This window comes from Streptomyces phaeoluteigriseus (assembly GCF_001896135.2).
Taxonomy (GTDB): domain Bacteria; phylum Actinomycetota; class Actinomycetes; order Streptomycetales; family Streptomycetaceae; genus Streptomyces; species Streptomyces phaeoluteigriseus.
The window spans coordinates 1-23,159 of the sequence record NZ_MPOH02000019.1; the positions used below are offsets into that span (position 1 = coordinate 1).

Genomic DNA, 23,159 nt, shown 5'->3' on the forward strand with positions numbered 1-23,159 from the left:
GACCGGGGCAAGTACGGGTCGAAGATCCACTTGATCACCGAACGGACCGGTCTGCCTCTGTCCGTCGGAATCTCGGGTGCCGATCCGCTGGGCTGCGAACCGGGTTGCAGCAGCTGTGCATAGATCTCGCTCGCAACATCGCAGATCTGCGAACTTTCGCCGGGACGGGTCCGCAGCCCTGCTGCTGGCCCCGGAACGACGGGCGCCGGCTGCATGCGGTGAGGCCGTGCAGCGAGCAGCTGTTGCTCACGCTGAACGTGCAGCACCCGTGTGCTGTCCGGGTCGTGCGATTACTGCGCCGCACACCCGAACCCGAGCAGCAACCGGCGTTGCAGCCTTCATCCCAGGAGCAGCAACCGGTTGCGCAACGGACGCCGCGCGGTGCAGGCCGGGAGAGGTGCAACGGCCGCCCTCAGGCCGGACCTGTGGGTGCCGGTGGCGCAGCAGCTGCTCGACGTCGGAGGGCACTTTTGGCTCGTTCGGCGGCTAGACCTCGATGTACGCGACGACCACGACGGTGCGCAGTACGGTGACGAAGTACAGGACGCGGACGGCTTCGACTTCGTCGGTGTACTGGCGCAGCTGAGGGCCGGCGGTGTCGCCGGGGATCGGCTCGCCGATCCCCGGGTCGACGGAGATGACGACCAGGGCGCGGTCCAGGGCGTGGATGGCCGCCTCGCTGGTGAGGTTCTCCAGCTGTTTGGCGGCGGAGTCGGAGAAGGCGATACGGGCGCGCCGCGGGCCCTGCTGCGGGGGCATCAGGCGACGGCCGGGCGCTGGGCGGCGAGCCGGGCGAGGTGGGCCTCGCGCAGCTCCTCCCACGGCGTGCAGTCCTCCACCGAGGGCAGGCCGTTGGTGGCGATGTCCTCCAGGACGGCGGCGAACTGGTCGGCGCTGGCGCGGGTCTTGGCCGCGTACGCGCGCAACCCGTCGGCGGCCGCGGGCTCCAGCTGCTGACGGGCGTGGTCGGCGGGGGCCGGCTGTTCGCTCATCGAGGGCTCCAGGGGGCAGAACTGGCGTCTGCTTCAACGGTATCGGCCGCCCCCGGCCTTGGGGACCACTCCGGACGAACCCGGCCGCACGAGGGTGCAGGTCTCGATCCACGGCCGCATCCTAGAAGCGGGGTCTGACAGTCCCTGCCTCACCGGCCCGGCAAAGCCAGAAGCAGCGGCAAGGACCCGAACCCAGAAGGCGGTTCGGCCCCTCGCTGAGAGATCTACAGGTCGAACTCCAGGTCCAACACGTCATTGATCTGCACTTCCCGGAGAGAGCCGGCGCGGCGGCCGCTGTCCTGGAAGTACACCTCCTTGAGCGCTTCGGCAGTGAGCTCGCGCAGCCGGTCGTCGCTGGCTCCCTGCTGCTGGGCGTCGAAGAGCCGTGCGGCGTGCTGCGGGGGCAGGGCGACGGTGAGGTGCCGGATGCGGTCCTCATCCGTCGTCTCCATGGGCGCTCTGGCGTACCCGAGACGGGCGTGGACGTCGATGACGATGCCGCCGGTGGTCGCCGCCTTCTCGCGGGCCCTGGCCCGGATCTGGGGCTGCCAGCGCTTCTTCACCTCGCGCTCCAGGCGTGCCGCGAGGTCCGGGCGGGGCTTTTTGATCTGGTCCTTCACGTACCGTTCGACGGTGCGCTGGGAGATGCGCAGCAGCTGGGCGACCGGCTTTGTGCCGCCCAGCTGCTTGACCAGGTACCGCATCTGCGGGCCCGCGCTTTTGGGCGCCGGGCGGGTGAATGCCTTCTGCACCGCGGCTTCCAGGCCGTCCCCGAACAGGCTCATCGTCGCCTTCTCCTACTCTCCGTTGTCGGCGTCGGTGACGGTGCCGTCCTTGATGTACCGGGCGAGGTTGAGCTCCGGGGCGTTGAACCGCTCGCGTACCTCTTCGCCCCACAGGACGGACTGGGTGCCCTCCCACTTGACCAGGCCCGGGTTGATGCCGAGCTTGAAGCCGCCGGGCAGCGGCTTGCCGTCACGGTAGGGCAGGAAGTCCAGCGGTGACGGTCCGTCGGCCGCGTAGACGACGCAGTCCGAGAGGACCGCGACCGGGTAATGGCCGGTGAACGCCGCATGCTTGACGATCTTGCGGTGCAGGTTGATCCGGGTGCGGGAGATGACCGCCGCGCGGATGTCCGGCCGCCAGGTGGGCCGGGCGAGGGCCCGCCACGGCTGCCCGGGCTTCCAGCCCTCACCGCGCGGGCGTTCGCGCAGCTTGCCCAGGCCGCCCTTGACCGTCGCCTTGACCGCGGAGACGACGATCGCCAGCTCCGGGTCACCGCTCTTGTAGTCGTCCATCGCGGCGAGGAAGTCGGCCGGCGACAGGTCTGCGTGCACGCCGAGGTCGGCCATCGTGGCGAGGAAGGCGTCACGCAGCCGGTTGTACCAGCCGTCCAGGTAGCGGCCGTTCTCGTAGCGGACGTACGCCTCCAGCGGGCGCACCTCGTAACCGAGTTCCACCGCGTACGCCACGGTCGGCGTCGCATACCAGGCCGGACCCTGCGGCCGCTCGCCCGACGGCGTGAACGGGGAGGGCAGCAGACTGGCGTCCAGGTCCGCCCACTTATCCTTGCCGGTCTTCACCCTCGACAGATCGACGTGGGACAGGTCGACCAGCCACGAGCCGGGCAGCTTCGCATCGAACACCGGCGCCTTCACGTGTGTGGGCGCGCCGAGGCCGACGGCCAGGCCGTTGGCGCCGGCGGCGAAGGCCATGTTCACGTCGATGCCGACCAGGTGCCGCAGGGTGCACTCGGCATCCGTCATCGGCCGCGCCCAGTCGTACGCCTCCTCGAACAGCTTCTCCCCGGGACCGCGGACGTGGAAGCGCGGCAGATCCGCCAGGAGCGGGTGACCGTCGGGGGCCTCGCACGGCGCGCAGTCCACCGGGTCCTTCCCCAGCGAGCCGGGATTGTGCTCGGAGTGCCGCCTGCCGTGGGCGTCCGGCTCGGAGGCGCGGGTCGGCGGATGGAGAGCGGTCATCAGCTCCAGGCCGGTCACCGCGGTCGAGCCGCGCGGTGTCATCACCCGCGACGCGTACACACCCAGCACCCGGGCAAGGTCCGCCGGCGGGAGCTGTCCGGCGTGACCCCAGCTGCGGGGATCGAGCGCATTCCACGAGGGGATGCACAGCTGCACGCACTGGCGGTCCGAACCGGTCGCGGGGCGGTAGATCCTCGCCCACGGCCCCAAGCCCCGTTTGGTCAGTCTCCACTCCGCGCGGACCAGCTGCTTGATGACCTTGTGGTCTTCGGGGAGCCGCCCGGCATGGCGCTCCTCATCGGTGAGGGTCGCGGGGAGGCCGTAACGCTTAAGCGCAGACTGGGTGAGCACCAGCAGCGGGTCGGCGTCCTTGCCCGGACCCGACAGCTTCGGCGCCCCGAGCTTCGCCTCACGCAGCGTCCACTCCACCAGAGCCGGCAGACTCTTGGCAGGCGCGTCCAGGACCAGGCCACCGGGGCAGTACGCCACCACCTGGCCGTCGTCGACGTCGACGACGGCCAGCGGACCGTTGGCAAACCGCGGATCCGTGCCCCCCACCGGGCTTCCGGCGAGGGCCGCCTCCCTCGCCACCGGGCGGCGCGACGTCGACGACGGCCTGGCGGTACGCTCCGGAGGCGTTGCGGCCTCCGGAGCAACGGCGACGGAAGCAGGCGCAGAGGCAGGCGTCTGGGTGTTCTCCATTGCCGTCACGACAGCGGCCTCGGCCACCGGTGCTCCGGCCGGAGTGCGGACTCCCGGAGCGGGGGCGGACTCGCCGGCGGACCCCTCGGGCACCGCCGCGTCCTTCTCGGGGCGGCCGGGGTGGTGGGGGCGGGGTAGAGCTCCGCGAGCTTGTCCAGCAGTCGGGCGTACGCGTCGCGCTCCGGCGGGCGGGGTTCGGTCTTGCCCGCTTCCCAGCCGGACACCGTGGCCCGGCGCACCTTCAGTGCGGTGGCCACTTCGTCGATCGTCAGGCCGTGCGCGGCACGCAGCCGCTTGCGCTCCGCCGGCGGCGGCAGCACAGACCGGGACGCCACCAGCGCGTCGACCGCGTCGAACAACTCCGACATGCAACACCTCCTGAGCAGCACCCTAGCCCACCAACCGTGCATATCACGTACCGATAGGCGTAAATATCGCGTACACATGACGTACAGAGTGCGATTGCCGTAGGCATCGTTGTAGGTCCAAACTGATGTCGCAGTTCCCCGGGGACCCAGGGCGAAGCCGCATGCCCACCTCACCAAAGGAAGTGGATATGGCAGACATGACCGCCAAGGCGCGAGTGGCGGATCTTGTCATTGCGTACGCGGTCCTGGTCGATGCGACCAACGCATGCGACGCCTTGGACGAGGTGGTGGTGGCCTCCGGCAGTTGGGCTGCCACCAGGGATCTTCTCCGGACCTGCGGCTATCTCAGGGTCCCGCGGCGAGCTATGAGCAACAAGATCCCGGCAGAGGCAGTCGAAGCAGCCCTGACCAATCCAGGAACAGTTTTCCGGAAGCGCTTCAGGGCGGACACACCGTGGACACCCGCCATATAAAGAAGCCCGTTCAAGAGCATCGAGGCTGACCGTCGGTTACCCACCTGTTCCTGCCGCCCAGACCAGACACCCTGGCCCGAACAGCATCCATCGATCCCCGAGTCGTCAGGGCAGCCGGAGCGCGCTTCGCAGCTCTTGTCCAGGCAGCGGCCGGGACTGCGGGAGGGTGGTGCGGCCGGTTCACATTGCTCGGTGTTTTTCCGGGGTGAGGGCCTGGCGTCGACTGCGGGACTGGACCGAGGCAGGCGTCTGGCCCCGCCTGCACACGGCCCTGCTGACCGAGCTGCTCTGCGCCGCCGGCGCAGAGCGCGGAGGCCGACGACGCGCAGCCGACACCAAACCGCCCCGATTCCCCGGCCGCACGCACCACCCGCCCCGCCCCGTCCCGCCTCTCTTCTTCAAGTCCTGGGCTGGGGGTGGGGGTGTGCAGAGGGGGATGTCGGGGTCCCGACCACAGCCGGAGAGGATTGGTGAGCTGCAGGTATGCGGGCTGGTGCGGGAAGGGATGCGGACAGTTTTGGGAGGGGTGTCGGCGGGGATACGGCCCGGTCGACGGGTGCTGTCACATGGTGCCGGGTCGGGTGGGGTGGCGGCGTGGGCGGCATTGGCGAGGGGCGCGTGGGAAGAGTCGCTGATGCCCGCTGGCACTCCTGGTCAGCCCCCCAAGCCGGTGCCAGACTGGTCTTGGTGCCTGCCGCGTCTCCCCCGTCGTGGCAGGCACTGCTGCGTCCCGACGCTGCCGGGGGCTGGGCTCGATGGAAAGTTGCGCGCCCTGAAGGATGGGCCTGCGGCCATGACGCCTCCTGAGTGCGTCGTCTTAGCGGGCCGGGTACGCGCACATCTCGTCCGGGGCGGGCACCTACGAGCCTCCGCCACGGAACTACCATGAGCCCAATCGACGACTCCGCCCCAAGCACTCTTGATGCGGCACCACCCGCGTCGCGCGCGCCCGATCAACAACGGCAGTGATCTTCGTTGAGAAGACCTCATTGTGGTGGGTGTGGTTGCTGCGAGAGTCGGTGCACGCGAGCATCGGAATCCGGGGAGAAACATCACGTGTCCCTGAGGGCTGCGACGACCGGCGCCGATTCAACGAATGCCTGGAAGCCGGTGATACGGCCGTCCCGGACGGTCAACACGTGGACGATGGCCGCGTCGAATGAGCGACCTGATTTCCTGCCTCGACCGTGGGCGAACCCGACGGCGACGACCTGGTCTCCAGAGTCCAAGAACTTGTCCCACTCGATTCGACTATCCATCAGTTCCGATGTGGCTTGCAGCAGTTGCTGCAGTCCAGACCAACCCACGTACGTACCGCCATAGGGCAGGATCTCCGGCACATGGATACTGACCTGGGGGTCGGTCAGCCTCTGCAAGGTCGCTTGATCGGAGCGCGAAAGGGCCTCATACATCGCGATGACGACCTCTTTGGGACGTGTGGGCGGCGTGGCTGACATGACGTCTCCGCTCTCAAGGACCTCGTGGAACTGGAGGCTAAAGGCGCTGCTGCTCGGCAGCGTGTGCACCCTTGGTGAGTCAGCGCCTGATGCCACGACCATCTTGTCTCGGTTGCGTGCCTGGGAGCGTTCAACACGCAGGATGGGACGGCTGTAGCACAGCAGTTGCCGCCGCTGCGTGCAGGCCGCTGTCCACAGCCGAAGGGCTCAGAGATGCGTGTACGGTCGTGTGCGCCTGGGGGCAGGCCGGGATTGATTGGTGAGCGGAAGCCCTGGTAGGGACACGATGAGGTTCCCGAATGTCACAGGCTTTCAGTAGGCGTGGCGGGACAATCCTGCTCTGGATCATGCCTCCCACCAGGCCGCACGAACTTCAACCGCAGGCCTTCTCCTTCGAAGGGAGCCCATGCGTATCGGTGACCCACTTCCTCAACCCTGTTGTGGTGCAGCGCTCGAGGCCGCGAACCCTTCAAGTACGTCGCGGGGTGCACCGGGAGGTTGCCGGGGGGTACCCCTATGGGTTTGGTCAACCCGATCGGGCGGGTTGTGGGTCGTAGAAAGTGCCGTCATGGAGCATCGCGATGAGGACGTCGGCTCGTCGTCTGGCAGAGCAGTGCTTGGGTGTGGTGCTTGCCCGGACTGATCTTCTTATCACAGTAGATACCTCAGGCACTTAAAGCGTGTTGCAGAAGGCCGCAGATTTGCAGGTCAGGGCCCGATCACGGCTGTTGTGATCACGCGGCCCGGGCAAGGTTGTGCACGTGCGCGACGGCTTGGACCGCGTGGTGAAGGCCGTCGCCGCGCTGTCGGCAGTCGCGGAGAATCTTGTAGTTCTTCAGTCGGCCGATCGCATGCTCGACTCGTGCGCGGACGCGGCGATGCTCCGCGTTGTCGGCTTCCCCGCCGGTCAGCAGGGGCCGGCCGGGTCGTTTGCGGCGCGGGACGACAAGGCCGGTATTGATGTAGGCGCCGTCGCCGAGCGCGGTGACCCCCTCGCACTGGTCCGGCAGGCCGGAGGTGCCCCACACGTGGGCATCAGCCTTGTCGCCCGGGGCCGGGCGAGCGGCGGCCACCACCAGACGGGTGTCGGCGTCGATGATGACCTGCACGTTCACGGAGAAGCGGTAGTTGCGACTGGAGGCGCCGACCTTGCGGTCGCGGACCGGGACCAGTGTGCCGTCCCCGATCCACAGCCGGTCCGCGGCATCGACGGGACGTGAACCCGGCTCGGGCGCAAGGAGGGGCCCGAGCCGCTGGATCACCCTGCACACCGTGGCCGGCGAGACCCCGAACAGCGGCGCGAGCTGCCGCATGGTCAGGTTCGTGCGGTAGTAGACAGCCACCACCAGCACCCGGTCAGCGAGCGGCAGACACCACGGCCGCCCGATTCGCGGCCCGTCGCCACCCCGCTCCCGCACCACCTTCAGCAACCGCTCGAACTACGTCATCCGCAGCCCCCTGAACGTCTCCACCCACAACGGATAAGCACTCAACACCCCACGTATACAAAAAGATGCCCTGGTGACGGCCTTCTGCAACACGCGTTAAGGCGTGTATCCGAAAGTCGTTTGGTCCGCTTGTCGGACAGGCCTATCCTCTGGCCCGTGATCCAGATGAGGCATGACGAGTTGCGTAGCTATCAGGTGGGACCAGTGCACGCGGAGCTTCGCGTGCTCACGGTGAGTGACGACCGTGAAAGCATGCTCGAAGGGACGCCGCACCTACACCGTCGCTTTCGTCTGATGGGCATCGAGAAGGCGATGGCAGCGACGCCGCATTTGTATGTGCACGATCTCGACAGGATCCGAGCCGATTCGGACGAACGGGTCGAAGAGTGGCTGCCGCGAGAGGCGGTTCAGGCTCGACTGACGTCATGGTGGAAGCCCGCGGACATCGCAGAATTAGGGCATACGGAGCTCTCGGTGATGTGGTTCCAAACGGCTGCGCAGGATCCCTTCGCCCACCTGGCCACAATCGTGCATCCACTGGACTGGGCTTCACTTGCCAAATTTGTCCCTTTTGGGGACTAGGGCGTATATTACATGTGCCGTTACAGCCACTCATTGATAGCCGCTACGAGGACGGTCGAATCCTAGAATTTGATGTCGGCCCGCGAAAGCCTAAGGGATAGCCGCCCTGAAAGGCGTCACGCCATCGCTATTTCTAGTTCTGGTGCCCGAGGGCCGCTGCAAGTTCCGTACGCCTCTTCACTCCAAGCTTTTCGTAGACCCGAGCGAGGTGATTGTCGACGGTTCTCACTGAAACTTCCATATCGATCGCTATCTCTTTACTAGTGCGGCCGGTTGCCGCTGCCACAGCGATCTGAGTCTCGCGGGCGGTCAAAAGATCTGCAGGACCACCACTGGCCAGGAGTGGTGTCCTCGCGCTGTCGCACTGGGCGCGGAGGGCAACGGACTCGTCTCGGTACGACGCAGCTGAGGCGCGCCGACCCTGGCGCGAGGATATGGCAGCCGCCGCAGAGAATGCCTCAGCGGCAAGGATCACCACCCCCATAGATGCAAATTCGCGGCCGACCTGTGCGAGAGCCTCTGTGTCCTGGCCGGCCAAGGCCGATGCGAAGCGCGCTCTGATGTGCACCAAGGGGCCGTCACACAAGGAGGTGAGTTCAGTCAAACGCCCGACGGCTTCCTGCGGGGCTCCGAGGCGAGCGATATCAGTCAGCAGAAGTGACTCCGCTGCATACCTCCCCGTCTCTGCTGCGCGAACCGCAGCACTTCGCAGAACATCCAGCGCTTCTTCAATCCTCCCCGAGTTGACCTCGTACCAAGCGCGCGCGAAAACTTCCATATCTCCTTCGAGTGCCCCGATCTTGGGAAAGTTTTGCGCTTCCTCAAGTCGCTGCGCAGCGGTCGTATTGTCACCCAGAAGAGCCGCATTTGCCGCGATACCCGAAAGAACCCCTCGCGCCACAGAAGGATGGTGCAGTTGCGCTGATGAAAGTGCGGCTTCGTACCAGTAGGAGGAGTCCGTTGGCTGTCCACTCACCCACGAACACCAGCCAAGAATATAACACATCCACATTTCCGGGATTGTCGCTTTGTTGGAGAAACTCTGTTTCAAGCCATTTTCGACGATTTCACGAGCCCTATCTAGCTCACCGTAATACATCAGCGCCAGTCCAAGAGGTATCAACTGGATCGCGGCGACCTGACTGTGCTCCGATTCTTGGTGCGCCAAGAATGTCGCTTCCGCGAGTGCTATCGCCTTGTCGAATTGTCCAAGATTTGTGTACGCGCACCCCTCGAACATTTTACTCGAGAAATAGGCCCTTTTGCCGGCTTCGACCGAGATGGGAGAAAGGAGTCGAATAGCTTCCTCATTCTCGGTTCCAAGGAAGGCTCGCATACCCCCTTCAACGCCCTCGATTTGTCCACCTCTGTACACTTCGGAAGCAAGGCGCCCCTTAACCGTCTCAAGGGCGTTAAAGGATTCTTCGACCTTCCCCATCCCCCAAAACATGTTGGTTATTCCCAGCGAGTAAGAGACGACCTTCTCTTCATCTGTCACTGCCTGGCTGGTAGCCACACCTAGAACCCGTTCTGCCTCTTCCGGCTGCCCTAGTTCCACGAGGGCTTCACCGAGGAGGCAGAGGACCTGAACTGACTGATCGGCATCCGGTAGCCGTTGAAGGAGATCCACCACCAGGTCACAGTCGTGACCATAACGAGCAATTTGTGCTGCCTTTATAAGATTGCTGGGGGTAGTGGTGCCGGTCGCAGCGATCTCCCAGCCCGCGATGCTGAGGGCGTCGCCCTTTCTCCGTGCTCCGTGCTGTCGGACGCACGCGACACGGCGCAGAAGGATGTCGTTCTTCTCGCTGAAAGAAACGCTATTCCGTATTGTTTCGACGTACAGCGGGTGAGCAAGTCTGGCGACGGTTCTACGGTGACTTCGCATCACACGCACCAATGCTGCCGCTTCCAGACCATCCAGCAGCCGGACGTCACCGAACTCCTCCACGACGTCGAATACAGAAGTCTCACCACAAAGCGCTAGAAATTCCAGAAGCCGTTTCTCGTTGGATGAGACTTCTCCCAGACGCCGACGCAAAAGGTCTTTAAGTCGTGGAGTTGCCCCTGCGATCTCATGGTCCCTTAGCTGCCAGATACGGCCAGGCTTGACGAACTGGTCCTTTGCAAACGTATCGAGAACCAGCTCATGGAGGAAGAGTGCGTTCCCTTCCGACGACTCATGAAACCAGTCGACTGCGCGCCGGTGGACAGGCCCCCCGAGGAAGGCGGTCAGCAGCACGTCCACATCTGCTTCCGTCAACTGACCAACAAGGCAACTAGTCGCGGCTGGATGGTTCAGTAGGATGCTGAGATCATTGTGTGCAGAAACATCAGATCTGACAGTCATGACGAGCTTAAAATCATTCGAGTCAGCTAGGTCGCGCAACAGTTGGAGCGTTGCACTGTCCAGCAAATGAACGTCGTCAACGAACAACAGGGTCTTGCTTTTGCGATACGGCGACCTTGCTCTCACGTCGGCACGCAGGCTGGATGCAGGGTCGTCAATATCGAAGTCGACCGGAAGAACTGACAAAAGCGCACCCAGCGGGATATTCTTCGCCATGGAACTTGCCGCCGTCTGAATAGTTTCCCACCCGGCGCGCTCGGCTATGGCGACACATTCTTCAGCGATCCGGGTTTTGCCCACACCCGCCGAGCCAACGAGGAGCATTGCACAGAGGTCTGCGTCCCGAAGAAAGGAAGTGAAAAGGTGGAGTTCTTTGGCTCGTCCCGTGAGTGGCCAATATATTTGACGGCTACTTTCCATGGAGATCACCCTGATGTGTCATCGATGAAATGCCCTCCACCAGTGCGCCGAGGACAGGCTTGCCGATCAGTCGTCACCATCGAGACTCGCGCCATTCGCGGCCGTTGTCCACTGTTGGCGCCGGAAGCAGGGTGTTCACGGTCCCCGCCGCGCGTGCTCTCGCTCCTTCCGCAGAGGAACGCCCTGGGCTACGAGATCGGGTGCAACGGCGGCGGCCCACACGCCCTGGCCGCCTACCTCACCCAGGTCGCCACCACCGACGGGCAGCGCACGGCCGCCGGCGCCCACTACGAGGATGCGCACCCTGCGATCCTCGCGTGGACGCAGAGCAAGGCGCCGGACCGTGGCACGAACGAGCTGTCGCTCAGTGACCTCCAGGCCATGATGGCGAGCTGACCGCCGACCGCTGACCGCGCCGGCGCCCACGGACCAGATGTCCGTGGGCGCCGGCGTTCGCGTCCTCGAGGGCACGGGAGCCCCGTGCCCGTCTCACGGGACGACGGGCGAAGTCGCCAAAGCGCCTGCCGGGACGTGGGCCGCGCGAGCGCCCCACAGGCGACGCAGAAGGCGAGGGTGCAGGGGAAGTGAACCCACCGAAGCACGGAGGCCCCGATGGTCCACCCGACCCCGCCGCACCTATCGCCGGAGCAGCGCGAGCGCCTGGAGCAGCTCGCCGACGCGGCCAGGCTGCGCGCGGCGCTGTACCCGTCGCTGAAGCCGCAGCCCGTCCGGCGCCGCTCCCGCTCACGGCAGTACCCCGGCGGCTGGCCGAACCCGGGGCGCTCCGTGTGGGGCCGCCGCTGGGGATGAGTGGGCACGGTGAACTCCACCGCGCACCTGGGCGCGGATCGGCGGCTGGATGGGGAGGGGAGTCCACTCGGTGGAGACCATGGTGGTGCCCATCGGGTGGACTCCCCTCCGGCGCACCGGTGCGGCGGCGGATTGCAGGACATCCGGCATCCGGTGCGCTGGTGCGGTGCGTCGGGCGCTTCGGCGCTGCCGTGCACTTATCCCCACCGCATCGGTGCGCCGCACGATGCGTGCGGGAGTGGCCGCCACTCCCGCCAGTTCCCTCCGGCGTACACGCGAGGGTGATCGTGCATCGGATGCGGTGCATTCGATGCACCCCCTTGACCAGGTGTGCCGCCGCGGATTCCACCCAGTCCATCGGGTGGAAAGCCACCCTTGTCCAGCCACGAGTTTCCCGCGATCTTTCGACGTTTCCCCTTGGCACCATCCGCTCCCACGGCGGAGACGGCCCCCGCCGGGCACCCGACGCACGGTGGCGGAGGGGAGATCTCTCCCTCCTGGCTCACTGTGCATCATCACCCTGTGTAAGGGCAATGTGTGGTGCGGACGATGCCGCGCGCTCTGGCTTGGCGGTGCGTTCCACCAAGTGGGAGGGGATGCCACTCAGGCGCCCGGTGGGGAGTGGAGTCCATCGTGATGCGCATCGGCTGCGCAGTGGAGTCCACCCGGTGGGGAAGTGGGGTGCATCATGCGCAACTCAACGCGCCGCGCGCGCACTGGTGCGCCTCCGCGCGCCGCCGTTCCCAGGGGATGGTGCGGGTGGCGCGCGACGGCCGCCAGGAGACGGCTCTACGATCCGCGCGTGGGACAGACCCCGGCGCAGAAGGCCGCGAAGGCGGCACGCGGGCAGCAGCCGAAGAAGCGGCCCGGCAAGGCGCAGCGCGAGGCGATCAAGCGGGCGCAGGCGGCGAAGAAGGCGGGCGGCGGGAAGCCGGCCGCGAAGAAGACGGCGGTGAAGAAGGCGGTGCCGCTGCCGCGCGGCTCGGTACGCGCCGCGTACCCGGGCACCTGCCCAGCGTGCTTCAAGGACTACGCCAAGGGCGAGGTCATCACGAAGGTGACCGACCGCTGGGGACACCCCGGCAGTGCGCCCCGGCAGATGTCGGCAGCTGAGCGGGAGTTCGCCCGGAACAAGGCCCGGATCGAGAGCAGCGAGACGTTCCGCGGCCAGAAGCCCTCGGACTGGCGGCGCGGAGCCTCGCCGTCCAGCACCCGTCCCGCCCGCTGAACTCCATCCTGACGGTGTGGCGTCGGCCACGGATAGATCCACCCTGCAAGGGTTGGCCAAGGCGAAAACGGACACCTTCCGGGTCTGGTCGTCAGACCGCGGACAAGGGGTCCTTCCTCACGGTGGCCCCGGCCCGTGCACACACCCGCGCGGCGACGACCATCGACCCGGTCAGCAGGCCGGAGGAACGAGGACATCCTGCCCGCCCCGACCGACCCCTTCCCGCCGCTCCGCGCGGCCGCGATCCTGGAGCCCCGCCCCTCATACCCTCGCCGTCCGGCCTCGCCGCGTCCGGCGTGTCGGCTGCTGGGCAAGCCCCGGGGAGGCCCTGCCGTCGGCGCTTGCGGTCCCACTGCCGAAGCCACTTCCGTGCCCGGCAGCCATGAACCTGGCATTTCCCCTGGTCACCACGGGTTTTCGGGCCCGTCCCGGATTGTCACGACCCTCTTCTCTCCCCTATGACCTGAGTTGGTTGTCGGTAGTGGGGGGAGATCATCGGGTCTGGGGCCCGGTCCCCTCCACGGCCGGGGGCCGGCGCCCGGCCGCTAGCCGGTCGCGGACGACGGGAGGGCGAGCCTGATGACGGGCAAGCGCAAGGAGAACGAGGCGGGATCGAGCAACGATCTGCGCGCGGATGTGCTGCGCGTCCTCGGGGTGCTGAAGGTCGCCACCGCCGACCAGATCCAGCGGCGGTCCTCGCCGCCCCTGACCTACCGGCACACGACGAAGCCGACACCAGCCAGGCAGAAGGAAGCCGGTACCGCCTCCCACCGTGCTGCGGCGAACGACCTTCGGCGCCACGGTCTGGCCGTCGACGGCGGCCGTACGTGGGGAGGGGAGGAGACCCGGCTCCTCACGAAGGACGGTCTGGCCGCCGCCGCGATCGACCTGGACCGCGACCCGGAGGAGACGGGCGGCATGCCCAAGAGCGCGGGCCGCTCCGGCGCCTCGCACCCGATGACGGTGAACGAGACGGTCATCGCGCTGATCCGCCCGAAGCCGAACCTGGAGCTGGTCTGTACGCCCGATTCTTCCTGCGGCAGGAGAAGGACACCGACGCCATTGACAAGCCGCTGTGGCGCACCCGCTGCTCCGAGCCTGCCCCCGACGACTACGAGCGGGTGCACCCGCCGGTCCTGCTCATCTTCCACCAGGCCGGCCAGCGCTCCGCCAAGAACAGATGGCCAGGGTCGCCGACCTCACCCGCCACTACTGGCAGGGGCGGTGGCATTCCGAGGGCGGCTACCACTCCTACGACCGCTGCATCCTGATCGTGGCGACGACGCTGGCTGGGCTGCGCGAACACGGCCCGGCCGGGCCCGCCTTCTGGCGCTTCGGCCGCGACCACCGCCAGCCGCTGCTGGACGCGATCGGCAACGCCCGCCGGGACGCCTGAGGGGATAAGACGAGCCAAGGTGGGGTGGAACACTTGCGCTTCACACGCTGATCGGAGGATCCCATGACTCTTCCACCCGGCCGCCTGCGCCACCTCAAGGTGCACCGCGCGTCAAGCAGTCACCTGAGCACTGGACAGCGGTCGCTGCCTTGATCACAGCCGTGACCGGTGTCGTCACCTTCCTCGTCGGCTTCTGGCCTGCCATCTGCCGGAGTGAACTCCCCGAAGCGACCCCTGGCCGTCAGGAGCGGGAGCCTGTTATGGCAGCCGGCCCGCTCTGTGAGCGTGGCGTCTTCTCCCCTACCTTCTTCACCTCGATGGTGCGCGGGTCGACGGCTTCTCCGGGGGCGCCTTCGCGGTAGAGGCCGCCGGGGAGGCTGTCGCGGTCGTGCGGAAGGAGGAAGAAGACGCGGCGCTTGTACAGGCCGCTGTCGGGGTCGGGTTCGGCCTGGTCGTCCAGAAGCGCGTAGCCGACCATGCGGCCGTCGCGGGCGTAGGGGGGTTTGGTGTTGCGGCGGCGGGTCTTGTCGAGGGCCTGGCGGACGTAGTCGAGGTTTTCGGGGTCTTCCAGCCACACGACGTGTTCTTCGTGGGTGAGATCGCCCTCGGTCAGTAGCGAGCTCATGGCTGTTGCCCCTCCTTCATCTGCGGGGCCGGATGGCGACCCGCCTCGTGGTGTGGTGACTCGCCCACGGCTGGACGTGACCCTGCGGGTCCATGGTAGGTCGGGCGGATGCGGGTTGGTAGGGACCGCTGGGAGCTGGGGCTGGTGTGCGGCGGGATTTTGGGGAGCGGGCGCGGGAGTTGGTTCATGAGGGGGTGTCCAGCAGCGCGAGGCCTGGGTAGTACTTGCGGCCGTTTGATTTGATCATGTCGGTGGGTGAGGCGAGTCCTACTTCCTGCCTGACGCGGGTGGCGAAGGCGCGGGTGCCGGCGGGACGGATGCCTTCGCCGGTGCTGCACCAGGAGGCGTAGGCGGCGTACAGCAGGCCCTGTTCGACACGCAGGTCGGGGTGGGCCTCGACGTCCCGGGTACAGCACTCGGTGAGGAACCGGCCGATGTGGTCCTCAGTGTTGGCGTACGCGCTGGTGGCGATACGGACCCGGTCGGGGCCTTCGAGGTTGTCGCGGGTGGTGAGGTAGCGGCGCGCACCCTCGATGAGCCACTGCAGGATGCCGGGGCCTTCGTCGCGGACGAGTTCGAGCGCCAGGTTGTCGATCTTGCGGTGGTCGGGGACAGTCCGTTCAAAGGGCAGCAGGCGGATGCGGCGCCAGAACGCAAAGCCGCCGGTGGAGACCTCGGGGCGGTGGTTGCCCAGCAGCCACAGGTGGTGGGTGGGGCTGAAAGAGAAGTAGTCCTGCCGCATCCTGCGCGCTTTGATCTTGTCTCCACCGGTCAGCAGCCTGACGCGTGCTTCGTCGAACTTGTCGTTGGGCTTGAGCTCGCTGCAGACGATCAGGCGGCGGCCGTGGAGCTCGGTCAGTTCGGTGGAGTGCTCGGAGAACGCGCCGCGGTCCATGAGGAAGCCGGGCGGTGCGGCGTCGGCGTAGTCCCCCAGGATCTGGATCATGACGTCCAGGAGGACGCTCTTGCCGTTTTTGCCGTGGCCGTGCAGGAAGGGCAGGACCTGAGCGCCGACGTCGCCGGTGATGGAGTAACCGAGCAGCAGGTGCAGGAAGTCGATCATTTCCTGGCCTTCGGCGTCTTCACCGAAGGTGTCGTGCAGGAAGCGGTGCCAGCGGGGGGTTCCAGTCTGCTGGGGGGCGACGCTAGTGGCGCGGGAGTGGAAGTCGCGGGTGGGGTCGGGCTTGCGCAGCTGGCCGGTGTTCAGGTCGACGACGCCGGCGGGGGTGCACAGGGTGTAGGGGTCGCCGTCGAGGGTGTCGGGGTCGACGGACAGGTCCGGGGAGGCCTTGGCTTGGGTGAGGAGGGCTTTCATGCCGGTGGTCGACAGGGTGCGCTTCTTGTGGTGGTGGAGCTCGCGGTCGCTGAAGAGTCCGCGGGGGTCGGTGTCGGGCATGTCCTCGGCCATCTCGCCGGCCGCCCACAGGGCGGCTTTCTCACCGCCGGTGCGCTTCCAGCGGTAGCCGTCCCAGGAGAACCAGCCCAGGCCTTCGACATGGCGGAACTGGTCGCGGTAGAGCTTGACGAACAGCTTGGCGTTACCGCGGTCGGTGAGCGTTGTCGGCAGCGGGGCCGGCTGCGCCCAGGTCGGTGTGGCGAGGGGGGAGGTCTGGGCCTGGGCGGGCAGGGTGGCTGGCTGATGGTCGCTCTGTTCGAGGTCCAGCATCTGCTGGGCAGCGGCGGTGGCGTCAAAGCGCGGCGTCTCGGCGCTGCTCATGAACGTCCTTCGAGGTGGAGCGGGCGGGCGGACCCGGCGGCGAGGGCGTCGTCGATGATGCGTTCGTTGCGGGCGCTCTGCCAGGGGCGCGCGGTCTCGGCGGCCTCGCGCAGCAGGGCGCGCGCGGCAGGTTCGTCAAGGTGCCCGGCAGCCGCCAGTCCCCCGGCTGTGTAGGCGGCCTTGTTGAGCTTCTCGGTAAAGGCGGCGCCCTCGGAGGTGACAGCGCACTCGGCGACTTCCAGCAGCAGCGGGTCCAGGACACGGTGCGCGCGCACGGGAGTCCGGGGACGACGGCTGGAGGCAATCACGGGCCGTGAGGAGACTGGTGGCCTCTGAATCGTGTGTCCCGTCCGTACGAGTTCTTCGCCCAGCCATTCAGGCAGCGGCGCAGGCAGGTGGGACGGTCCTTCCCGCAGGTAAGTGCCGTCAGCGGTGCGGGTGGTGGGGGCCACGATGTAGCCTCCGTCGGCCCTGATATCGACCTGCCAGGCCAGCGCAACCTTCGTGCTGGACCCTGTCGAGCAGCGGAACCGGGTGGCCGGGTGAGGGTTGCGGTACCAGACGTGAGGCCCCCGGAGGGGGTACGTACACGCAGCGTGCTGGCGTCCTGCGCCGGGCTGGGCTGGCCGCGCAGTGCTGCCAGGAGCGCCAGGGTGTCGAAGCCGGACGCCAGGCCGTGCAGGTTCACGGAGCCGTGAATGGGGATGCCGGGCAGGAGCCGGCCGCGGTCAGGGACCGGTGCGGAGTGCGCGTCGATGTCGATGACGATCAGGTCGGCGTCGCCGCAGGCAACGCCGACTCCCCAGGAAGGCCGTTGGGACCACCAGGCGTCGATACGCGTTTTGCTGGTCGTCGCAGCGTGGAATCCGTGACATGGGCGGCCGGCAGGAATACATGCGCACCCGGTCGGAGAGTGGTGCTTGTCCCTGCAGGCCTGGCAGTTGGCGGTAGGCGTCTTACGGCCGGGCGCGAGGGGGTGGACCGGCCAGCCCTGTTCCGCGCACCAGCGGGCCACAACGTGGGATGTGGAGGGCTGCTCAGCAGCAGCGGGCTCTCTCATCACGTCGGAGCCGGGCACGTGTCTGTCCTTCGGCGAGGGTCTTGTCCGTCAGTCCCTGCGACAGGCCTGGCCCTGAGCGGGCCGCGTACTGGAGTCAGGGACCAAAGGGACTATAGGGACTGGCTTTCGGAAGAGAGTGTAGGACCTTCGGCTGGAGAGCGGGCATAGCTTGCCAGCGTGGCGCCGTACCTGTTTTCGGGTCCCTACGGCCCCTTGGGTTTATGGAGACGGAGCAGCTGCAGCAAAAAAATGCCCGTAATGACCCCATTGCGAGTGACTGGAGGGACCGTAATCCATCAATCAGTAGCCCTCAGCGGGCATGCACAACTCGGGGGCTCAACGAACCGCAATGGGCAGACAAGCCCCCAGTGCTCGCACACGCTGAACTCCAACCACCTTCTTGCAGCACTCACGGGCCTCCGGGCAGGGCCTGAGCCGGACAGCAAGGGCCTGAACCGGCGTAGAGTCCTCTTAGCCATTCCCGCAGCTCAGGAGCCATGTGCGGCACCAAAGAGGGACTGTAGGGACCGAGAACTCCAATTATGCGCTCCCTACATGCATGTTCCTCAACCTATGCGCGCGCATATCCGCACACAGGGACGCGCTCATAACTCCCAGAGAGAGTCCCTTCAGTCCCTCACGCGCCACACCTACCGCTGTGACCTGCATGTCTACGAGGGACTGAACGGCAGGGACTAAACGCGCGGAGGCCCCTTCTCACTGGGTTCGAGCCGTATTGGGGCTCTGCGGTGGGACGGCACAGCTCTGAACGGGAAGTCCACCCACCCGCGATCCTCGGGAGACCCCATGCCGCCCCAGACAGATCCCATTCGCCCTATCGCCCACGATCAGTGAGCACGGGGAGCGGTTCCGACTCCGGTGCGCCCAACGGGAGTGCTGCCCTGCCGTAGATATGGGACGACCTGGCCTGGAGTGATGCCACCAGGGGCGCGGGCAGCTGGATCCCCAGCACCGCATGGCGTATAGATCCGAGTTCAAGCTCAGTAATCATGTGCGTGGTGCCGCCTGAGCGTGGCCGTCTGACAGGGCGATGGTCCAGTCGCTGATAGCGCGATCAAGTAATTGGGCGGCGGCCCACCGTTTGTGATGCGTGACCGGTTGCTGTCCCTGCTGCAGTAGTGCCGCTGTGGAGATGAGCGCGGCCGGGTCAGCAAAGCGGTCTAGAGGCAGCGGACCGCTACTGTGGGCACTCTCATGCCGCCAGCCGGCTTCAGAGGACCAGCGTATCGCCATGTCATTCCATTGCAGAAGGACAGTCAGGTCATCGGTATCGACCGGAGCGTTCACGGTCAGCGTGTCTGGAACCAGATCGGCATTCGTCAGCGCGGCATGAACGGCATCGGCATAAGTCAGGTGAGGCAACATCATTTCCCTCTGGTGGAGATAAAGTTCACGACGCCATCAGAAGGCCAAATAGCGAACCGCTAAACAAGTCAGCGCCGAACACTACTGAATGGATGGGTTCCAGTCAGGCACAAGAACCCGCCCTTCTCCGGAAGAATCCTTCCGCTGAAGCCGCAGTCCGAGGACAGGCCCGGCAGGCCATCATCCAAAAGAGTCAGAAGACACAAACAATATTCACGTTATACGCGGGGATGGGACCCATCTGAGGGTGGTGTCCCGCCCTGCTCAGCTTGGGCAGGCTGGCCGGACAACCCGGCTTCAGGTAAAAAAGATGAGGCCGCACGCAGCGGCATTGAACTAAAAGTGCAGGCTTTCGGCGGCCACTGAAAGCCTGCAACTTCCCTTCCATAACATTCTCCGCGTCAACATCGGGTCGCACCCGAGTAATTTGTACTCAAATAAGTCAACTCTTCACTCTCTCACTAGGAGCCTCATGAATCATGATCTATCTCACTTTCGGGAGACTGAAGCATTTTCGGCGGCAATGGCGCCGGCGTTCTCGGACAGGCTCGCGGCGGTGACGGTCACGGCGAGGAGAAGGCCGAGTGTGTCGGTGAGGATGCCTCGTTTCCTGCCGACGATCTTCTTGGCCGCGTCTGTTCCCTGGCTGGTCAGGGGCACATTGGTGGAGGTCTTCACGTTCTGGGTGTCGATCACGGAAGCGGTCGGTTCGGGCTTGCGTCCTTCCTTCGCGCGGGCCAGGCCGGTCAGGTCGTAGTTGAGCTGGGTGAGGATTCCCTCGTCGCGCCAGGCGGCGTAATAGGCGTAGACAGTGCCGTGGTTGGGGAAGTCGTGCGTAAGGTATTTCCAGGGATTCCGGTGCGGTTGATGTAGAGGAGTGCGTTGAATACGTCGCGGAGGTCGACCTTGGCCGGCTGCCCGGTGGGCCTGCGGTCGAGCCGGGCCTTTCTCCAGGCCGTCAACGTCGGCTCGATTAACGCCCATCGGGCGTCGGACAGGTCGCTGGGGTACGGCTTCCGCTGGATCACGTCGTAGCGTGATCATGAATGTGCCGGATAGTGCCGTTCCGCTGCTGCTGGGCGTTTCTGGCTGATCTTCAAACCAGACGGACTTTGTGCACGAGAACCGGAGTAAACAGGCGGCAGAGTCCGCAGCTCGATGGAGGCGAGAGTGTGCGTATAGGGCAAACATCTCAAGCGTGACGGCCGCGAAAGCCACTTACCGGCACGGGCCATCCCTAAATGCCCACTGATATTGAGAACCGCAGCCACCCGCCAACTCGACCGGGACCGGATCTCTTTCACCGAAACGCTGCGTTCCGCCCGGCGCAGTGTGACCGTCACCACCCCGGGCGGCTTCTCCTCCCGATCTCCTGGTCCGAGCACGAGCAGCACCACCGCGCCGACGGCGACCAACACGGCCTGTCCCGCGGTGCGTTCGATGACCACCGCGCGCCACACACCAACTTGTAAGAATGTTGGACATGTTGATACAGGATCCCGTGATCCGGCAATCGACATGTCCAACATAGGGGACGGGTCGTTAGCCCGACCGTCGTCTGCACTTAAGCTGACGAACTGTGATACACCAGCTAAGGGCTCGCAGAAGAACAACATGCGGGCGATCGGTGCGCTGACCTGGGGTGTCAAGTCCCAAAACCCACAAGTCAATTCTCTGCAGGCCCTAAGCACTGCGGAATGCGCCAGACATGTCGAAAGTGAGCGTAGCCTATCGGTCGGCGCTCACTCCAGGATGCAGCGAGTTGAAACTAGCGTGCGGTCTTCCGGCGCGATCGTGACGCGACGGTTAGCGAACATTGCTTCACGCCGCCTCGAGGACTGTTCGAAGATGGACATGCCGACACCAGTATGTCGAAAACCCTTAGACCGTGTCTACGAGTATCTCATTGTGATTGGAGCCGCAAATCCAATCATTTTCCTGGCAGTTCTCGGTAGCCATCACCTCGTGAGAGTTCTCGCGATGGTCAGGAGAAACTACACTTGAGGCGGCCGAATAGCCGCCAGCCAGCAGTGCTGCGATCGAAAGAATACGTCCCGTCTTCTTTACGATCTCAAGTCGGTCGGGATCCATAGTATACACCAATCTAGTTCGGACGCATTCGTCACTCCGGGTGTTGCGACGCAAGTCTGCCAACTTAACGTTCAATCGTAGTGAGGAGGTTTCGCTCACGCTCTTGAAGTGGTACCCCGGCTCAACTGCTGTATCGCGCCTTGCTATTGACGGTGCTGATCACTGAACCTCTTTCATCCTGGGCTGTCGGGTGAACCAGGCTGGTCAGGGGCGGTGACGTGGCGAAGCCCCTCGTCGTTGGTGTGGTGATCTCACTCAACACGCCGACGGCCGGGGGCTTCGTTGGTTCCGTATCCTTCCACGCTCGACGTCCGGCACGAGCTGGTCGAGCATGTCTCATGGCTCATCTACGCCCGAAGGTGTGAACGCCGCACTCGCTGGCGCAAGTTGAGCTGTTTCCGTCAGGCACAACTCGCCCTTGCCTACTTGCGCAAGAACGAGACGCTCGCCCAGCTCAGCGCAGGGTTCGGCGTCTCCGAAGCGACGGCCTGGCGGTACGTGGACGAGGCGGTCGACGTCCTCGCCGCCTGGGCGCCCGGCCTGCGCGAGGCCCTGACGGGCCGAGGCGAGGACGATTTCGTGATCCTGGACGGCACTCTGATCCCCACCGACCGGGTCGCGGCGGACGAGCCGTACTACTCCCAGAAGCACAAGAAGCACGGCATGAACGTGCAGGTCGTCGCCGCACCCGACGGCACACCCCTGTGGTTCTCGCGGGCCCTGCCCGGACGCACTCACGACCTGACCGCCGCCCGTGCTCACGGCGTGATCGAGAACTGCCACACGCGACAGATCCTCGTCCTGGCCGACCGCGCCTACCAAGGCGCCGGCGCCACCGTCCGTACCCCCTACTACCACCACCACGAACTGCCCGAGCACTACCAGCAGTACAACCGGGACCACGCCCGACTACGCGCACCTGACGAACGCGCCTTCGCCCAGCTGAAAACCTGGCGCCTCCCTCGTCGAGCCCGATGCTCGACCAACCGCATCGGACGCATCGTCGCCGCCGTCCACACCCTCCTGATCTGCGGATACGGAGGATGAAAGAAGTTCACTGATGGGCAATGTAACTTTGCCCACTTGTTGGTCTGCTGACCGGTTCAACTGATATGAGTGAAGCCTCTGGTAGACGGGTTCACGACCAAGAATCCCTCGCCCCACCAGAGGCTTCGTGTGCTTGCCTACCCGTGCAGACTCGACGTGTCCAGCCGATCCCTTCGTTTCCTGGCTGCCGGTCTTCGTAAGCGCCGCCGCCGGATCGGTAGCCCCTGGCAACGGCTCCCGGCCGGCCGTCTATTCGGCGAGTCGGGCCGCAACGACATCGACCGTGTCCTCATCGAAGAGCACTTCAAGGACATCATGCGGGTCGCCCTGTCGGTGCATAGGAAGGGTGTCCTCCTGCTGCGGTGCCTGCACTCCGGCTCGTGCAAGAACGCCCACTACGCGGCGTTCGGCGAGATGGGCCGGCTGATCCACACCACTCAGCTGCTGCGATACCTGCCGGACCCGCAGATACGCCGACAGGCGACGGCCGCGCCCCGCTGGCCGCTGGCCGCTGGAACAGTGGGCCCTGTCAGCGGCCCGGGCACCTGTCGAACGAGGCATGGCACGGCTGATTTCCTGGCAGATCTTCCGCAGATCCCGCATCAGCCCCAACCGCATGAGCGTCATCACCAAAGCCGTCCTCACCCTGGAGAAGCAACGCTGAAAACGCTCACTGGGCTTGAACTCATCGAGTCGTAGGAGTGAGGGACACTCCAGTTCCGGCGAGGCATCCGTCGATAGCGGGGGCGGTACTGAATCGTTCCTCCACATCTCGAGCCGGATGGTCTGGATGAGCTGTTCGGGGGCGGTGAAGCCACCGCGATCTGATGATGGCTCACACCTCGTCATGCGCGGTGACTATTACCATCCCCGCTCCCACCCCGTGCGCTGAGGAACACCGGCACCAGCCAGATCCCGATCTACACCTGCCCTGATTGAGTAAAAGATACTCCGAATCGAACCATCGGGCCGGGCTTATACCTCAACCTCAAGTGTGCGTGAGGGTCATTTGAATCGGCTACTAT

Annotated in this window: 16 protein-coding genes, 10 pseudogenes and 1 riboswitch; of the genes and pseudogenes, 11 read left to right on the forward strand and 15 right to left on the reverse strand. The window is 65.6% G+C overall.

Features of this window, described 5'->3' with window-relative positions; genetic code table 11:
- Positions 1 to 84, forward strand: a pseudogene (locus BM536_RS41435) (IS5/IS1182 family transposase); the annotation flags it as partial.
- A gap of 402 nt (positions 85 to 486) precedes the next feature.
- Here the strand turns inward: BM536_RS41435 and BM536_RS29595 are convergent.
- From BM536_RS29595 to tap, 4 genes and pseudogenes are all read right to left on the reverse strand, one after another.
- Positions 487 to 759: a hypothetical protein gene (locus tag BM536_RS29595; RefSeq protein ID WP_073495781.1), complete on the reverse strand. Its 273-nt coding sequence runs from the start codon at positions 757 to 759 to the stop codon at positions 487 to 489.
- Complete coding sequence (locus BM536_RS29600) at positions 759 to 992, reverse strand: hypothetical protein (RefSeq protein ID WP_073495783.1); 234 nt, start codon at positions 990 to 992, stop codon at positions 759 to 761. Before BM536_RS29600 ends, BM536_RS29595 begins: the two co-directional genes overlap by 1 nt.
- Positions 993 to 1,216: 224 nt before the next feature.
- The gene (tpg, locus tag BM536_RS29605; RefSeq protein WP_073495785.1) at positions 1,217 to 1,777 is read right to left on the reverse strand and encodes a telomere-protecting terminal protein Tpg; all 561 of its coding nucleotides are present in this window, start codon (positions 1,775 to 1,777) and stop codon (positions 1,217 to 1,219) included.
- Between the two features lie 12 nt (positions 1,778 to 1,789).
- Positions 1,790 to 4,044, reverse strand: a pseudogene (gene tap, locus BM536_RS29610) (telomere-associated protein Tap).
- A gap of 672 nt (positions 4,045 to 4,716) precedes the next feature.
- Between tap and BM536_RS39790 the strand changes: the two are divergent.
- Positions 4,717 to 4,812 (forward strand): annotated as a pseudogene (locus BM536_RS39790) (IS5/IS1182 family transposase); the annotation flags it as partial.
- Positions 4,813 to 5,323: 511 nt separating this feature from the next.
- Positions 5,324 to 5,390, reverse strand: a riboswitch (guanidine-III (ykkC-III) riboswitch).
- A 179-nt stretch (positions 5,391 to 5,569) separates the two neighbouring features.
- Here BM536_RS39790 and BM536_RS29625 read toward each other — a convergent pair.
- The 3 genes and pseudogenes from BM536_RS29625 to BM536_RS29630 all read right to left on the reverse strand — a co-directional run bounded on the left by BM536_RS29625 (position 5,570) and on the right by BM536_RS29630 (position 7,422).
- Positions 5,570 to 5,974: a nuclear transport factor 2 family protein gene (locus tag BM536_RS29625; protein ID WP_158086554.1), complete on the reverse strand. Its 405-nt coding sequence runs from the start codon at positions 5,972 to 5,974 to the stop codon at positions 5,570 to 5,572.
- 526 nt (positions 5,975 to 6,500) lie between these two features.
- Positions 6,501 to 6,633, reverse strand: a pseudogene (locus BM536_RS43320) (IS110 family transposase); the annotation flags it as partial.
- Between the two features lie 75 nt (positions 6,634 to 6,708).
- Positions 6,709 to 7,422: pseudogene (locus BM536_RS29630) on the reverse strand (transposase family protein).
- A gap of 156 nt (positions 7,423 to 7,578) precedes the next feature.
- Between BM536_RS29630 and BM536_RS29635 the strand changes: the two are divergent.
- Entirely contained in the window at positions 7,579 to 8,004 is a 426-nt protein-coding gene (locus BM536_RS29635) for a hypothetical protein (RefSeq protein ID WP_143650994.1), read from the forward strand.
- A gap of 133 nt (positions 8,005 to 8,137) precedes the next feature.
- Here BM536_RS29635 and BM536_RS29640 read toward each other — a convergent pair whose 3' ends face one another.
- The gene (locus BM536_RS29640; protein WP_143650996.1) at positions 8,138 to 10,774 is read right to left on the reverse strand and encodes a LuxR C-terminal-related transcriptional regulator; all 2,637 of its coding nucleotides are present in this window, start codon (positions 10,772 to 10,774) and stop codon (positions 8,138 to 8,140) included.
- A gap of 153 nt (positions 10,775 to 10,927) precedes the next feature.
- On the opposite strand from BM536_RS29640, the gene BM536_RS29645 reads away from it, so the two are divergent.
- The 4 genes from BM536_RS29645 (at position 10,928) to BM536_RS40890 (ending at position 14,208) form a co-directional block, all read left to right on the forward strand.
- Positions 10,928 to 11,170, forward strand: coding sequence for a hypothetical protein (locus BM536_RS29645; protein WP_245873871.1), 243 nt, complete (start codon positions 10,928 to 10,930; stop codon positions 11,168 to 11,170).
- Positions 11,171 to 11,386: 216 nt separating this feature from the next.
- Positions 11,387 to 11,584, forward strand: a complete 198-nt coding sequence (locus tag BM536_RS29650) for a hypothetical protein (protein WP_073495793.1) — start codon at positions 11,387 to 11,389, stop codon at positions 11,582 to 11,584.
- A gap of 802 nt (positions 11,585 to 12,386) precedes the next feature.
- Positions 12,387 to 12,812, forward strand: coding sequence for a hypothetical protein (locus tag BM536_RS29655; protein WP_211362973.1), 426 nt, complete (start codon positions 12,387 to 12,389; stop codon positions 12,810 to 12,812).
- Between the two features lie 1,180 nt (positions 12,813 to 13,992).
- Positions 13,993 to 14,208 carry a hypothetical protein gene (locus BM536_RS40890; RefSeq protein ID WP_158086555.1) on the forward strand — a complete coding sequence of 72 codons (216 nt, stop codon included), beginning with the start codon at positions 13,993 to 13,995 and terminating at the stop codon, positions 14,206 to 14,208.
- Positions 14,209 to 14,449: 241 nt separating this feature from the next.
- Here the strand turns inward: BM536_RS40890 and BM536_RS29665 are convergent, their stop codons facing one another.
- The 7 genes and pseudogenes from BM536_RS29665 to BM536_RS39800 all read right to left on the reverse strand — a co-directional run bounded on the left by BM536_RS29665 (position 14,450) and on the right by BM536_RS39800 (position 20,444).
- Positions 14,450 to 14,833, reverse strand: coding sequence for a DUF6009 family protein (locus tag BM536_RS29665; protein WP_073495795.1), 384 nt, complete (start codon positions 14,831 to 14,833; stop codon positions 14,450 to 14,452).
- 184 nt (positions 14,834 to 15,017) lie between these two features.
- Entirely contained in the window at positions 15,018 to 16,550 is a 1,533-nt protein-coding gene (locus BM536_RS29670) for a DNA primase family protein (protein ID WP_073495797.1), read from the reverse strand.
- A complete protein-coding gene (locus tag BM536_RS45015) occupies positions 16,547 to 16,825 on the reverse strand; it encodes a hypothetical protein (protein ID WP_425444714.1) in 279 nt (92 codons plus the stop codon). Before BM536_RS45015 ends, BM536_RS29670 begins: the two co-directional genes overlap by 4 nt.
- 156 nt (positions 16,826 to 16,981) lie before the next feature.
- Positions 16,982 to 17,610: pseudogene (locus BM536_RS45020) on the reverse strand (bifunctional DNA primase/polymerase); the annotation flags it as partial.
- Positions 17,611 to 18,618: 1,008 nt separating this feature from the next.
- Positions 18,619 to 18,999, reverse strand: a complete 381-nt coding sequence (locus tag BM536_RS40410) for a hypothetical protein (RefSeq protein ID WP_143650998.1) — start codon at positions 18,997 to 18,999, stop codon at positions 18,619 to 18,621.
- Between the two features lie 519 nt (positions 19,000 to 19,518).
- Positions 19,519 to 20,024, reverse strand: a pseudogene (locus BM536_RS29680) (transposase); the annotation flags it as partial.
- Positions 20,025 to 20,036: 12 nt separating this feature from the next.
- Complete coding sequence (locus BM536_RS39800; protein WP_170109968.1) at positions 20,037 to 20,444, reverse strand: hypothetical protein; 408 nt, start codon at positions 20,442 to 20,444, stop codon at positions 20,037 to 20,039.
- Between the two features lie 925 nt (positions 20,445 to 21,369).
- Between BM536_RS39800 and BM536_RS29685 the strand changes: the two genes are divergently transcribed.
- The 4 genes and pseudogenes from BM536_RS29685 to BM536_RS40895 form a co-directional block, all read left to right on the forward strand.
- Complete coding sequence (locus BM536_RS29685) at positions 21,370 to 22,134, forward strand: IS5/IS1182 family transposase (protein WP_073495799.1); 765 nt, start codon at positions 21,370 to 21,372, stop codon at positions 22,132 to 22,134.
- A 129-nt stretch (positions 22,135 to 22,263) separates the two neighbouring features.
- Positions 22,264 to 22,383, forward strand: a pseudogene (locus BM536_RS43325) (IS5/IS1182 family transposase); the annotation flags it as partial.
- A gap of 66 nt (positions 22,384 to 22,449) precedes the next feature.
- Positions 22,450 to 22,563, forward strand: a pseudogene (locus BM536_RS45025) (hypothetical protein); the annotation flags it as partial.
- A 94-nt stretch (positions 22,564 to 22,657) separates the two neighbouring features.
- Positions 22,658 to 22,798 (forward strand): annotated as a pseudogene (locus tag BM536_RS40895) (IS5/IS1182 family transposase); the annotation flags it as partial.
- Between the last annotated feature and the right edge of the window lie 361 nt (positions 22,799 to 23,159).